Origin of the sequence: Streptomyces caelestis, assembly GCF_001279005.1 — a bacterium.
GTDB lineage: Bacteria > Actinomycetota > Actinomycetes > Streptomycetales > Streptomycetaceae > Streptomyces > Streptomyces heliomycini.
Genome location: NZ_LGCN01000096.1, coordinates 90,050 through 104,079 on the forward strand (window position 1 = coordinate 90,050; position 14,030 = coordinate 104,079).

Here is a 14,030-nt window from a genome sequence, read left to right on the forward strand (position 1 = left end):
GGCAGTTCGATGACAGAGCGTCAGAAGGACCGTCCGTGGCTCATGCGGACCTACGCCGGCCACTCCACGGCCGAGGCGTCCAACGAGCTGTACCGGCGCAACCTCGCCAAGGGCCAGACCGGTCTGTCGGTCGCGTTCGACCTGCCGACCCAGACCGGGTACGACTCCGACCACGTCCTCGCCCGCGGCGAGGTCGGCCGGGTCGGCGTGCCGGTCGCGCACCTCGGTGACATGCGCCGGCTGTTCCAGGACATCCCCCTGGAGCAGATGAACACCTCGATGACGATCAACGCCACCGCCATGTGGCTGCTGGCGCTCTACCAGGTCGTCGCCGAGGAGCAGGGCGCGGACATCACCCGGCTCCAGGGCACGACCCAGAACGACATCGTGAAGGAGTACCTGTCCCGGGGGACGCACGTCTTCCCGCCGGGCCCGTCGCTCCGCCTCACGACGGACATGATCGCGTACACGGTCTCCCGCATCCCGAAGTGGAACCCGATCAACATCTGCAGCTACCACCTGCAGGAGGCCGGGGCCACGCCGGTGCAGGAGATCGCGTACGCGATGTCCACCGCGGTCGCCGTGCTCGACGCGGTGCGCGACAGCGGCCAGGTGCCGCAGGAGCGCATGGGCGACGTGGTCGGCCGCATCTCCTTCTTCGTCAACGCGGGAGTCCGCTTCGTCGAGGAGATGTGCAAGATGCGCGCCTTCGGCCGCATCTGGGACCGGGTCACCCGCGAGCGGTACGGCATCGAGGACCCCCGGCACCGCCGCTTCCGCTACGGCGTCCAGGTCAACTCCCTCGGGCTGACCGAGGCGCAGCCGGAGAACAACGTCCAGCGGATCGTGCTGGAGATGCTGGCCGTCACCCTCTCCAAGGACGCCCGCGCGCGTGCCGTGCAGCTGCCGGCCTGGAACGAGGCCCTGGGCCTGCCCCGCCCCTGGGACCAGCAGTGGTCGCTGCGCATCCAGCAGGTCCTGGCGTACGAGAGCGACCTGCTGGAGTACGACGACATCTTCGAGGGGTCGAAGGTGATCGAGGCGAAGGTCGAGGAACTGGTCGCTGAGGCGACGGCGGAGATCGAGCGGATCCAGGAGATGGGCGGCGCGCTGGCCGCCGTCGAGTCCGGCTACCTCAAGTCGCAGCTGGTCGCCTCGCACGCCGAGCGGCGGGCCCGGATCGAGTCGGGCGAGGAGAAGATCATCGGTGTCAACGCCTTCGAGGGCACCGAGCCCAACCCGCTGACCGCCGACCTGGACACCGCGATCCAGACGGTCGACCCCGCGGTGGAGGCCCGGGTCGTCGCCTCGCTGCGGAACTGGCGCGACACCCGCTACCAGCCGCCCTTCAACCACCCGCGCCCCTGCAAGGCGCTGGAGAAGCTGAAGGAGGCCGCGAAGGGCACCGACAACCTCATGGAGGCCACCCTGGAGTGCGCCCGCGCCGGCGTCACGACCGGCGAGTGGGCCGGGGCGCTGCGCGAGGTGTTCGGCGAGTTCCGGGCGCCGACCGGCGTCTCCTCCGCCCCGGTGGCGGTCGCCGCCGAGGAGGGCTCGGCCCTGTCGGAGGTCCGCCGCAAGGTGGAACGGACGGCCGGGGACCTCGGCGTCGGCAAGCTGCGCTTCCTGGTCGGCAAGCCGGGCCTGGACGGGCATTCCAACGGCGCCGAGCAGATCGCCGTGCGGGCCCGCGACGCCGGGTTCGAGGTGGTCTACCAGGGCATCCGGCTCACCCCGGAGCAGATCGTGGACGCCGCTCTCGCCGAGGACGTGCACGCGGTGGGCCTGTCCGTCCTCTCCGGCTCGCACGCCCAGCTGGTGCCGGACGTGCTCGAACGGCTCCGTGTGGCCGGTGCCACGGATATACCGGTGATCGCCGGTGGCATCATCCCCAGCGGTGACGCCGAACAGCTGCGGGCCGCCGGAGTGGCCGCGGTCTTCACCCCGAAGGACTTCGACATCACCGGGATCATCGGCCGCATCGTCGACGAGATCCGCACAGCGAACAAGCTCGACCCCCTGGAGGTCCCCGCATGACGACCGTCAACCGCCTTCGCCCCCGCCGCTCCTGCCTGGCGGTCCCGGGAAGCAACCCGCGCTTCCTGGAGAAGGCGCAGGGCCTCCCGGCGGACCAGGTCTTCCTGGACCTGGAGGACGCCTGCGCGCCGCTCGCCAAGCCCGAGGCGCGGCACACCATCGTGAAGTTCCTCAACGAGGGCGACTGGACCGGCAAGACCCGCGTCGTGCGCGTCAACGACTGGACCACCGAGTGGACGTACCGGGACGTCGTGACGGTCGTCGAGGGCGCCGGCCCGAACCTCGACTGCATCATGCTGCCGAAGGTCCAGGACGCCCAGCAGATCGTGGCGCTGGACCTGCTGCTGACCCAGATCGAGAAGACCATGGGCTTCGAGGTCGGCCGGATCGGCATCGAGGCGCAGATCGAGAACGCCCGCGGCCTGAACAACGTCAACGAGATCGCGCAGGCCTCCCCGCGCGTCGAGACCATCATCTTCGGCCCGGCCGACTTCATGGCGTCCATCAACATGAAGTCGCTGGTCGTGGGCGAGCAGCCGCCCGGCTACCCGGCGGACGCCTACCACTACATCCTGATGAAGATCCTGATGGCCGCCCGCGCCAACGACCTCCAGGCGATCGACGGCCCCTACCTGCAGATCCGCAACGTGGACGGCTACCGCGAGGTCGCGCGGCGCGCCGCCGCCCTCGGCTTCGACGGCAAGTGGGTGCTGCACCCGGGCCAGGTCGAGGCGTCCAACGAGATCTTCTCGCCCTCGCAGGAGGACTACGACCACGCCGAGCTGATCCTGGACGCGTACGACTACTACACCTCCGAGGCGGGCGGCAAGAAGGGCTCCGCGATGCTCGGCGACGAGATGATCGACGAGGCCAGCCGCAAGATGGCGCTGGTCGTCTCGGGCAAGGGACGCGCCGCCGGCATGCGGCGCACCAGCAAGTTCGAGATCCCGGAGGGCTGAGCGCCATGCAGTTCGGACGCACCTACGAGGAGTTCGAGGTCGGGGCGGTGTACAAGCACTGGCCGGGCAAGACGGTCACCGAGTACGACGACCACCTGTTCTGTCTCCTCACGATGAACCACCACCCGCTCCACATGGACAGCAACTACGCCGAGAGGACGACGGACTTCGGCAGGAACGTGGTGGTGGGCAACTACGTCTACTCGCTCCTTCTCGGCATGTCGGTGCCGGACGTCTCCGGCAAGGCGATCGCCAACCTGGAGATCGAGTCGCTCAGGCACGTGGCGCCGACCTTCCACGGCGACACGGTCTACGGCCAGACGACCGTGCTCGACAAGTGGCCGTCGAAGTCGAAGAACGACCGCGGGATCGTCCACGTCGAGACCAGGGGCTACAAGCAGGACGGGACCCTGGTCTGCGTGTTCCGCCGCAAGGTGATGGTGCCGACCGAGACGTACGTCAAGGAGCGCGGCGGCGAGCAGCCCGGCCGCCCCGAGCTGAAGGAACAGGGGAAGTAAGCGATGGCCCGTCTCGCCCGGACCGCCGGTCTGACCGACGTCCAGCAGGAGATCCTCTCCACCGTCCGCGACTTCGTGGACAAGGAGATCATCCCGGTCGCCACCGAGCTGGAGCACCGCGACGAGTACCCGCAGCAGATCGTCGACGGCCTCAGGGAACTCGGTCTCTTCGGCCTGATGATCCCCGAGGAGTACGGAGGTCTGGGCGAGTCGCTCCTGACCTACGCCCTGTGCGTGGAGGAGATCGCCCGCGGCTGGATGTCGGTCTCCGGCATCATCAACACGCACTTCATCGTGGCGTACATGCTCAAGCAGCACGGCACGCAGGAGCAGAAGGACCACTTCCTGCCGAGGATGGCGGCCGGCGACGTCCGGGGCGCCTTCTCGATGTCGGAGCCGGGCCTCGGCTCCGATGTGTCGGCGATCACGTCGAAGGCGGTGAAGGACGGCGAGGAGTACGTCCTGAACGGCCAGAAGATGTGGCTGACGAACGGCGGCACGTCGTCACTGGTGGCCGTTCTGGTGCGGAGTGACGAAGGACACCCCGAGGGCACCGCGCCCCACAGGTCGATGACCACCTTCCTGGTGGAGAAGGAACCGGGCTTCGGCGAGGTCCGCCCCGGCCTGACCATCCCCGGCAAGATCGACAAGATGGGCTACAAGGGGGTCGACACGACCGAGCTCATCATGGACGACCTGCGGATTCCCGCCGATCGGGTGCTCGGCGGGACCACCGGCCGAGGTTTTTACCAAATGATGGACGGGGTCGAGGTGGGCCGCGTCAATGTGGCGGCGCGTGGTTGCGGGGTCGCTCAGCGTGCCTTCGAGCTCGGCGTCCGGTACGCCCAGCAGCGTCATACTTTCGGCAAGCCGATCGCCCGGCACCAGGCCATCCAGTTCAAGCTGGCCGAGATGGCTACCAAGGTGGAGGCCGCGCATGCCATGATGGTGAACGCGGCGCGCAAAAAGGACTCCGGGGAGCGAAACGACCTCGAGGCAGGGATGGCGAAGTACCTCGCCTCCGAATACTGCAAGGAGGTCGTGGAGGACGCCTTCCGGATCCACGGCGGCTACGGCTTCTCCAAGGAGTACGAGATCGAGCGCCTCTACCGGGAGGCGCCGATGCTGCTGATCGGTGAAGGCACCGCCGAGATCCAGAAAATGATCATCGGCCGCCGACTGCTCGAAGAGTATCGATTCCAGGGCTAGATGTCCGGATACGGGGTGTTTTCTTGGAGAAGATGATCACACCCCGTATGCACTCTTCGGCCGCCGACTCGGCTGACTGGCTTACCCAGTTACGGCTCGGAACCGCTACGATCGCCGGAAAGCCGCCGTCCCCCGCAAGTGCGCGGCATCATCCGCTACGAAGGTCATCCATGCCCCACAGCCAAACCTCTGCACACCGCGACAGCCTCGCCGGCGTACGCCTCGCGCGCGGAGCATCGCCGTGGCTTCTGCCGACCGTCGCCACCGCAGCCGTCAGTCTGCTCCGCTCCCGCCGCTCGGGTGCCGCCAAGGCCGTCGCCGTCCCCGCCACCGCCCTGGCGGCGGGGATGCTGTGGTTCTTCCGCGACCCCGAGCGTGAGATCGCCCAGGGCAGGGTCATCTCGCCCGCCGACGGTGTGGTGCAGAGCATCATGCCGTGGAAGGACGGCCGTACCCGCGTCGCCATCTTCATGAGCCCGCTCAACGTCCACGTGAACCGGGCCCCGCTGTCCGGCACGGTGACGTCGGTCGAGCACATCCCCGGTGGCTTCGTTCCCGCCTTCAACAAGGAGAGCGAGAACAACGAGCGCGTCGTGTGGCACTTCGACACCGAGCTCGGCGACATCGAGATGATCCAGATCGCCGGCGCGGTGGCCCGCCGCATCGTCCCCTACGTGCCCCAGGGCACCAAGGTCGAGCAGGGCGAGCGCATCGGTCTGATCCGCTTCGGCTCACGCGTCGACGTCTACCTGCCCGAGGGCGTGGAGGTGGCCGTCGAGGTCGGCCAGAAGACCGTGGCGGGGGTGACTCGCATTGACCGTGGTTGATCCGGAGACACAGGCCGGCTGGGTGCCCGAGGCCGACGATGCGGACGACGAGGAGGAGATGCCCCTCTCGCTCCGCCTGTCGATAGCGGACACCCTCACTCTCGGCAACGCCACCTGCGGCTTCATGGCGGTGTACTTCACCACCACCGGCATCCTGATCCCGCACCTCTCGGGTGACGATTCGGGCATGGCCCGCAACAGCGCGGCCACGGCCGTGATACTCATGCTGTGCGCGGCCGTCTTCGACCTGTTCGACGGCCTCGTCGCCCGCAAGCTGCGGTCGTCGCCGATGGGCGCGGAGCTGGACAACCTCTCCGACCTGATCAGCTTCGGTCTGGCGCCCGCGTACTTCGTGCTCGTGTACGGCATGGTCGCGAGGGACGCGCACGAGCGGGTCGCGGCGGTGGGCGCGATCGTGGTGCTGCTGGCGGTGGTGCTGAGGCTGGCGAGATTCTCCTGCGTCACGGTCAAGGACGGCACGTTCCAGGGGATGCCGTCACCGTTCGGAGCGCTGACGGTCGTGTCGATCGTGCTGCTCGAGCTGCCGTTCGAGGCGACGCTGCTGGCGATCCTCGGGACGGCGTGGCTGATGGTGAGCCGCGTGGAGTACCCGAAGCCGCGGGGGCGGCTCGCGGTGGCGATGCTGTCGTGGATCGTGCTCAGCATGGGGCTGCTGGCGGCGTGGGCGTTCGACGCGCCGGGCGGTCAGCTGCTGCTGCAGACGGGCTGCGCACTGCAGCTGGTGATGGGTGCGGTGATCCCGCTGTTCGCCACGGCCCGCCGGGTGAACACCTTCCGTGACAACCGGCGCGAGAGCCGTGAGGCGCGGGCGGCGCAGATCCCGTAACCCGGCTCGTACGTCGCCCGAGGGGCCCGGACCGAATCGCTTCGGTCCGGGCCCCTCGGGCTTTCCCGCGGCATCCCCGACGCCCTACCGGCCCGGTCGGAGCCGCTCGTACACCGTCACCCGCCGTCCGCGGACCTGCTCGTCCGCCACCGCGGTGAAGGACTCCTCCAGGACGGCGATCTTCGCCCGGTCCCTTGCCGCCGACACCGGCCGGGCCACCCCGGGCACATCGGTGATCAGCACGATCCGCCGCTGCGCCGACATCGCGGCCCGTATGCGCTCCGGGCTCGCCTCCTCGCCCTTCAGCGTCCCGGACGCCACAGGGCTCTCCGCCAGCGCGACGTCCCGCAGACCCGCGAAGGCCGCGGGGGAAACCAGCGCGGTGTCGCGGCGGGCCGCCGGGACGAAGACCACCGCGTCGCCGTCCTTCTTGAGCTGTCGTACGTCCGCCGCCACCGCCAGGACGTCGTCCACGCGACTGGCGGGGGACCGCTTGGCCAGCATGTGCGGCCACAGCGCGATCACGGCCACGGCGGTCACGGCCGGCACCAGCCATGGTGCCGCTCGAGGGAACCGCGGCTCGACCATCCGTACCACCGCACCCAGTGCCGCGCCGATCAGCAGGGCCAGGCCCAGCATGCTGAACAGGATGTACCGGTCCAGGAAGAGCGGCTTGGCCAAGGAGAGGCCGATCAGGCCGATCTGCGGCACCGCCAGCAGGGGCAGGGCGACGGCTGCCGCCGACAGCCGGCCTGCCCGTGGCCGGTCCAGGAGGGCCCCGAGAGCGCCGATGGCCAGCACGATCGCCGGTCCGATCAGCATGTGCCAGGTCAGCGGCGGGATCCAGGACACTTGCCGGGACTGGGTCGAGGTGAACAGGATCATCGGCAGGACGGCCGCCACGGCGGCCGCGACGGCCGCCGCCCAGCGGATCCATGTCCCGCGCCCGGCTCTCGTCCAGGCCAGGGTCGCCGCGTGCGCGGGCAGGATCAGCAGCGACAGCCAGTTGAGCAGCGCGCACAGCAGGACCGTGCCGCCGTAGGCCACCCAGTGCGCTTTCCGGTCGCGTCCCTGCAACACGGTGACCAGCAGCAGTGTGGAGATGCCGGCTCCCGCCGAGACCAGTGCGTACGGGCGCCCCTCCTGGAGGTGGAACTGCACGGCGGGAAGCAGACCGAACGCCAGCCCTCCTCCCAGGCCCGCCCAGCCACCGGCCAGCCGGCAGCCGATGACCGTCACACACGCCGCCGCCACCGCCGTGGCCAGCACGGAGGGCAGGCGCAGTGTCGTGGTGCCCGGCCCGAAGCATTCGAAGAGCCCGTGCATCAGCAGGTAGTAGAGGCCGTGCACGGCGTCGACCTCCCCCAGCAGGCGCCAGATGTCGGTGACGGACCGGCGGGCCACCTGCCAGGTCGCGGCTTCGTCCCGCCACACGCTGTGCTGCCGGGACAGCCCCCACAGGCCCAGGGCGAGGGTCCACAGCAGTGGTACCGGCCAGAGGGGCAGGCGGTGCCGCGGGATCGTCATGCGGTGGTTCATGGAGTCGTTCGGGTCCTTGGGAAGGCGGGAGCCGGCCTCGGGCGTCCGGTGGGGCGCCCGAGGCGGGCCGATGACCGCGTGGGGAGGGAAGAGGGTCCCGGCCGTCGGGGGTGGGGACCGGCCGGATCACCGACGCGCGCGGAAACGCCCGCGTCGGGCTCGCCTCGGCCGTCGGCCCCCGGAGGCGGAACCGGGTGCCCGGGCCGAGCCGGAGGCGGGGCGGCTAAGCCCGCCAGCCGCGTGCCTGCCGCCCGGCGGTCCGAGCGGCCCACATCCCCATCGCGACGGACACGGCGAGCACCACGGTGACGGCGGTCGCCATGAGGCCCCCGGGGACGTAGTAGGTCATTCCCGGCCGGGCGACCGGCCGGGCGGTCCAGGCGGCGACGACGCACCCCGCCGGCGCGGCGAGCGCGAGCGGCGCGACGATCGACCAGGCCGCGCTGCTGCGAAAGACGCGGTGTCCGCCGGTCAACACGGTCAGCGGCGCCAGTGCCCGCCCCTGGCGCAGGAACTCGGCTTTGCCGCTGAGGCCGACGGCGAGCACGAGGATTCCCGTCCCCAGCACCCCGAAGAGCCGGATCCACCGGCCCTGGTCCCGGTCCGGGACGCCGTCCGTCAGCCACTCCTCCCCGGGGAAACGGACCTGGGCCCCGCGGGGGTAGGCCCGGTAGGAGGCTTCCTTGAGAGCCGCGACGGCGGGGACGCCGCCGTCGGCCCTCACCACCGCCAGGGTGTTGGCGCCCCGCACGGCCGACTCGGCCAGCGCGGCGTGGTCGGCCCGGACCACCTTCAGATAGGTGCCGCCCTCCGTGTTCCAGTGGAGCAACTGCTGCAGGCGCCGGTCGAGGGCGACGTCGACGCGGGCCGGTGCGGGCGAACACGGCAGCAGCAGGCTCTCCAGAGCAGCGCATCCTCCGCTGATCGTGATGGGGCCGTCGCCGGCGGTGCGGGGAGGCGCGAGGACGACGGGCACATGGTCCTCGGGAAGGAACTCGAGGTAGGCGGCGGTCTCCCCGGTGGAGACCGTCCCCCTGGGGCCGATCTCGGCCACGTTCCTGTTGGTGGTGCTGAGGACCTCCTCCATCTTGGCGTGGTAGGTCCCGAACATCGCCTGCCAGGCGAGGGCCTGCACGAGGACGATCAACGCGACCGTCACACCGGTGACCAGGCGGGCCGTGGCCGCCGGATGGTGACTGATGCGGCGGCCCGCGATCAGCGCACCGGCCCACCCCCGCTGTCGCCCGATCCGCTCCAGGCGTCCCCCGAGCCCGGCCACGACGACCGCCACCGCGGCCGGCAGGGTGAGCACGACGAGGGCAAGGCCGATCCAGCTGATCCACGCCCGGTACTGCGTGTCGTCGCCGGCGAGTTCCGGACCGCGACTGGCGAGCAGGACCGCCGGCGGGCAGAGGAACGCGAGGTACCGCTGCCGCCGTGACCTGCCCGCGCCGGCGGGTCGGGTCCCCTCGGCCCGGCCGGCCGACTGATCGCCGATGACGGCGAGGGCCGACGCCGTCACCATGACGACCACGGGAGACAGCAGTGCCGGCCAGCCGTGCTGACGCACGTCGGCGGATGACGTCACGTAGCCGACGAACGGGACCCGGACGTCGACGAGCGCGGCCATGGCGAAGAACGGGATCGACGCGAGGGCTCCCCATGCCACCGGTCGCACCGCCTCTCCCACCGCGATCAGGGCACGGTCGCGCCTCAGTCCCCCCAGGGCGTCGACCAGGGCGCCCCTGCGGTCACGGCCGTCCGCCCCGGCACGGAGCGCGGTGAACAGGAGCAGGAGGCTCGGTACGAGCAGCAGGCCGAGGACGAGACCCTGGAACATCCACTCGGGTTTGTCGTCGTCGCGCCCCGTTCCCGGTTGCAGGCCTTCGGCCGGCACGCCCGCCTCCGGCCCGAAACCGACCACGACCTCGATCGGCGCCTCGGCCTTCATGCCCTTCGCGGGCCGGACGTAGGCGAGCCACTCCCCGGGGTCGTCCAGCCCTTCCTGCCCGATCGTCCCCGAGAGCCTTCCGTAACGGCCGGCGATCCCCTCCGCGGCGCCGGCTTCCAGCAGGCCCGGGGAGAGAACGGCCTCACCCGGCCCCGGCCAGTGGTCCACCCCCGGCGGAAGGGGGGCGTCCGGCGTATGCGGCGCGATGTGGACGACGCTGAAACTCCGCCGCCCCTTCAGCGTGTCCGAGCCGACCAGCCACAACGTGGCCCGGGCGTCCCGTGACCGCTCCGTCTGCCCGACCGGGGTCCTGGCGTCACGCCGCAGTTCCTTGCCGACGTAGGAGGCGTGCACCAACGACAGCAGGCCCAGGCACAGGGCGACGGTGAAAGCCGCAAGCGCGAGGGCCGCGACCCTGGTCCCGGCCGCGTCCGAGCGCCGGCCCGCGTCGCGTCCTATGCGCAGCAGCCGAAGCGACAAGCCGGCGCGTCCGGTTCCGCTCACGCCTCCGCCACCTCCCGCGCCCGGACGGGAACCAGCTGACCGGCCTCGAGACGCAGCACCCGGTCCGCTCGTGCGGCGACCTCGACATCGTGCGTCACCAGCACCAGTGCGCACCTGCGCCGCCGGGGGAGATCGAAGAGCAGATCCGCGATGCGGGCAGTGGCGTCGGGGTCCAGGGAGCCCGTGGGCTCATCGGCCAGGACCAGTTCGGGCGAGTTGATCAGCGCACGGGCCACGGCCGTACGCTGATGCTCGCCCCCGGAGAGTTCCTCCGTGGTCTCAGCGCGCGGAACGCGCAGCTCGTCCAGCAGTTCCTGCGCCCGGCGGTACCCGCCGGCCCGGTCGGAACGCGACAACAGCGCCGCCAGCGCCACGTTGTCCAGCGGGCTGAGTTCGGGCAGCAGCTCCCCGAACTGGAAGACCGTGCCGATCGTCTCGCTGCGCAGCTCGGCGATCCGCCTGCCCCGCAGCTCCGTCACTTCCGCACCGGCCACCCTGATGCTTCCGCCGTGCGGCTTGATCAGGCCGAGGATCGACGAGAGCAGCGTGCTCTTGCCCGAACCGCTCGGCCCCGTGATCGCCACCGACTCTCCGGCGCCGACAGTGAGCCGCAGGTCCTTGAACAGGGCCCGGTCCCGGACCGAGTGGTTCAGATCCTGGATGTGGAGTACGGGGCCGGGCGCGGGCCCGGTGTCGGAGTTGCTCACGTGATGTGCCCTCGGGTAGCTGTTGCCGCGTCACCGTGCGACGTCGCGGTGGCGCTGCGGGGCAGAGGCGGCCCCCTGTCCCGCGGATGGCGGGCTCTTCCGGTGAGCATGGAACAACGCCCCCGTGAATCGTCCCCCGTTGCGCGAGGGAGGTCAGCCCCTCGCGATCGGTGCCGATGGTAGGCCAAAGTGATCACCAGGCAAAAGGATTACACCACCACGCCTTTGACGCCTTCGCGTCGCGCCGCAAAGACAAACCGGACCTAAGGATCTCGATGGGCTCTTATGGCCCTCATGCGCGAAGCGGAGTCGAGCCGATCGAAACAGCGCATGCGCGGGGTCGAATCCGCGACGCGGGACACATCGATTTCGGCATCGCCGAGACGTCTCGACACAGGGGCGGAAACGCCGGGCGCCGGCCTGGTCCGGGGTCCGGGCGCGCTCGCACCGGGAAGCCTCAACGACGCGTTCGCACAAGCCTCTTGCCTCCCGGTTCGGCCGTCCGCCGGGCATCACCATCATGTGACACATGCCACACGGCGAGGAGGTCGCGCGCGCACCGCATCTCAACTCGCCTTCCGAGCAAAGAGGTTCATTAATCAACTTAATAGATGGCAGGTCAAGTTGCTTGTTTCACAAGGAAGTTGAGGAATCACGGGAATTCCTCCCTCCTCGATTGAAGCGCACCGAGCGATGATGCGGGCCCTTCCGGAAATACGCTTGCCCGCCGTCGGCTTTGCCATATGATCTTGCACTGGTCGCGAGGGAGACCTTCCTCTCGCTCCCATGAGGGGTCCTGTATCGGAAGCCGCTTGGCGTGACCTGCCTCGCGTTCACCCCACCCATGGGTGCGTCATATCCGAAGGCCGTCATCGTGATGACCGCCAATCGCAGCCGATGAGTCGCTGCGTCAAAGGGGAGAATCATGCAGATATCCAGGAGCGCCAAGAAGGCCGCGATGGCCGTCGTCATGCTTGGCGCCGTTGCGGGGGCGTCGCCGGCCTTCGCCGACGCCGGCGAAGACGTCACATCCAGGCTCAACCACCACACCAACCCGGACATCCACATCTCCTACGCCTACAGCTGGAAGTCGTCCGGCAACAAGAACGTCGCCGTGCGCGACGAGAGGGCGGACGGCAGCGCCGTCTACTCGGAGTTCGACCGCAAGAACACCAAGGGGCTCCGTCTCTGGAACACCAAGGGCCAGGGACAGACCACGTACAGCGACTCCTCCACGAGCAACTACGTCGTGAAGGTCACCGCTTGCGTGCAGTACGACCTGACCCCGGACAAGTGCGGTCCGGACGACCGCCCCGGCGACGGACGCTGACTCCGCTCCCCGTGCGGGCGGATGCCTCATCCGTCCGCACAGGGCGTCTGCGCCCCGGGCGCCGGCCCGCCGGCGCCCGGGGCGGCTGTTCCCCCGGCTGCCCGCGCCTCCTGAGCGAGGACGACCCGAACACCGTCGGTGCGTCGCGTCCGTGTCCTGCGCCGCGCGTCCTCGTCCGGTGCGCCCACGATCGTGCCGGGGCCCCACGCGGGGCGGGCCGGGATCGGACGTGCCGCTGCCCGGAGGCGGAGCAGGGCCCGGGTCCGGCGGGATCCGTCCGGCGGGATCCGTCCGGCGGGATCCGGCTCAGGCCAGGAAGTCCCGGGCGATCCGCTCGGCGGTGCGCTCCAGGATCGGCCCCGCCTCCGCGATGCACCTCGCCACGTCCGGTTCGAGGTCCGTCAGGGCGTACGCCCGCCGGATCCCCGCCCGTCCCAGGACCTCCGGGGGCAGCGCGAGCCGTCCGCACACCGCGACCACCTCCTTGCCCGCCGCACGCGCCGCCGCGGCGACACCCGCGGGCGCCTTCCCGTGCAGCGTCTGCTCGTCCAGGGACCCTTCCCCCGTGATCACGAGATCCGCCCGCTCCAGCGCCGGCGCGAACCCGAGCACGTCCAGCATCACCTCGATGCCGGGACGGAACCCCGCGCCCAGCAGCAGCGCGCCGAACCCGATGCCGCCCGCCGCGCCCGCCCCCGGGGCCGCGGCACACCCGGCGGCCTTCGCGCCCACCGTCCCCTCCAGCACCTTCACGAAGTGCGCGAGCGCCGCGTCCAGCGTCTCCACGTCCTTCGGCGAGGCCCCCTTCTGCGGGCCGTACACCGCCGGCGCCCCCTTGGGCCCGGTCAGCGGGTTGTCGACGTCACTGGCGAGCACGAACTCCACCGACGACAGCCGCGGGTCCAGTCCGGACAGATCCGCCGACGCCAGCTCGGCGAGCCCTCCGCCCCCCGGCGCCACCGGCTCGCCGTCCGCCCTCACGAACCGCGCGCCCAGCGCGGACAGCATGCCCGCGCCGCCATCGGTGGTGGCGCTCCCGCCCACCCCGAACACGATGCTCCGCGCCCCCGCGTCCAGCGCGGCCCGCAGCAGCTCCCCCGAGCCGTACGTCGACGCGGTGAGCGGCGCGAACACCCCGGCCGGCAGCCGCTGCAGCCCGCTCGCCTCCGCCATCTCCACGACGGCCGTGTCACCGCGCAGCGCGTACGCCGCGGTCACCTCGTCCCCGAGGGGGCCGGCGACCCGCACCTCCCGCCGCTCGAACCCGGCCGCGACCGCCGCGGCCACGGTGCCGTCGCCGCCGTCGGCCACCGGCAGCGCCTCGACCTCCAGGTCCGGTACGACCCGGCGCAGCCCGGCCGTCACCCGCCCGGCGACCTCGACGGCCGTCAGCGACCCCTTGAACTTGTCCGCGGCGACGAGCACCCGCTGTGCCGATCGCGTCGTACGAGTGCCGCTCCCTGCAGCGTCCGCCACTTGCATTCCCCTCGTTCTCCGGGCCTCGCGCACCTGCCGAGGCCAGTCGCGCCGCTGTGACCTTAACCGGCGGGCCCGGTGGCCGCCATGGCCTGCCCAGCCCGTGGAACAGCACGTGAAACCACC

Annotated in this window: 11 protein-coding genes; 7 read left to right on the forward strand and 4 right to left on the reverse strand. The window is 70.7% G+C overall.

What is annotated here, in order from left to right; all coding sequences use genetic code 11:
- Positions 1 to 9 precede the first annotated feature (9 nt).
- From ADK41_RS09755 to pssA, 6 genes are all read left to right on the forward strand, one after another.
- Entirely contained in the window at positions 10 to 2,037 is a 2,028-nt protein-coding gene (locus ADK41_RS09755; protein ID WP_030819177.1) for a protein meaA, read from the forward strand.
- The gene (locus tag ADK41_RS09760; RefSeq protein WP_030819179.1) at positions 2,034 to 2,996 is read left to right on the forward strand and encodes an HpcH/HpaI aldolase/citrate lyase family protein; all 963 of its coding nucleotides are present in this window, start codon (positions 2,034 to 2,036) and stop codon (positions 2,994 to 2,996) included. Before ADK41_RS09755 ends, ADK41_RS09760 begins: the two co-directional genes overlap by 4 nt.
- A gap of 5 nt (positions 2,997 to 3,001) precedes the next feature.
- The gene (locus tag ADK41_RS09765; protein WP_030819181.1) at positions 3,002 to 3,514 is read left to right on the forward strand and encodes a MaoC family dehydratase; all 513 of its coding nucleotides are present in this window, start codon (positions 3,002 to 3,004) and stop codon (positions 3,512 to 3,514) included.
- Positions 3,515 to 3,517: 3 nt separating this feature from the next.
- Positions 3,518 to 4,723 (forward strand): acyl-CoA dehydrogenase family protein, encoded by a 1,206-nt coding sequence (locus tag ADK41_RS09770; RefSeq protein ID WP_030819183.1) that lies wholly within the window; start codon positions 3,518 to 3,520, stop codon positions 4,721 to 4,723.
- 170 nt (positions 4,724 to 4,893) lie between these two features.
- Positions 4,894 to 5,550, forward strand: a complete 657-nt coding sequence (locus tag ADK41_RS09775) for a phosphatidylserine decarboxylase (RefSeq protein ID WP_030819185.1) — start codon at positions 4,894 to 4,896, stop codon at positions 5,548 to 5,550.
- Positions 5,551 to 5,572: 22 nt separating this feature from the next.
- The gene (gene pssA / locus ADK41_RS09780) at positions 5,573 to 6,397 is read left to right on the forward strand and encodes a CDP-diacylglycerol--serine O-phosphatidyltransferase (protein WP_030819187.1); all 825 of its coding nucleotides are present in this window, start codon (positions 5,573 to 5,575) and stop codon (positions 6,395 to 6,397) included.
- Positions 6,398 to 6,481: 84 nt separating this feature from the next.
- Here the strand turns inward: pssA and ADK41_RS09785 are convergent, their stop codons facing one another.
- From ADK41_RS09785 to ADK41_RS09795, 3 genes are all read right to left on the reverse strand, one after another.
- Positions 6,482 to 7,924, reverse strand: a complete 1,443-nt coding sequence (locus ADK41_RS09785; protein WP_106979356.1) for a glycosyltransferase family 39 protein — start codon at positions 7,922 to 7,924, stop codon at positions 6,482 to 6,484.
- A 235-nt stretch (positions 7,925 to 8,159) separates the two neighbouring features.
- Positions 8,160 to 10,391 carry a hypothetical protein gene (locus tag ADK41_RS09790; protein ID WP_078661752.1) on the reverse strand — a complete coding sequence of 744 codons (2,232 nt, stop codon included), beginning with the start codon at positions 10,389 to 10,391 and terminating at the stop codon, positions 8,160 to 8,162.
- Positions 10,388 to 11,098, reverse strand: a complete 711-nt coding sequence (locus ADK41_RS09795) for an ABC transporter ATP-binding protein (protein ID WP_030819193.1) — start codon at positions 11,096 to 11,098, stop codon at positions 10,388 to 10,390. The genes ADK41_RS09790 and ADK41_RS09795 overlap by 4 nt, the downstream gene beginning before the upstream one ends.
- Before the next feature lie 925 nt (positions 11,099 to 12,023).
- Here ADK41_RS09795 and ADK41_RS09800 point away from each other — a divergent pair.
- Positions 12,024 to 12,428, forward strand: a complete 405-nt coding sequence (locus ADK41_RS09800; RefSeq protein WP_158717619.1) for a hypothetical protein — start codon at positions 12,024 to 12,026, stop codon at positions 12,426 to 12,428.
- A gap of 306 nt (positions 12,429 to 12,734) precedes the next feature.
- Here ADK41_RS09800 and ADK41_RS09805 read toward each other — a convergent pair whose 3' ends face one another.
- Complete coding sequence (locus ADK41_RS09805) at positions 12,735 to 13,853, reverse strand: glycerate kinase (protein WP_030819197.1); 1,119 nt, start codon at positions 13,851 to 13,853, stop codon at positions 12,735 to 12,737.
- Between the last annotated feature and the right edge of the window lie 177 nt (positions 13,854 to 14,030).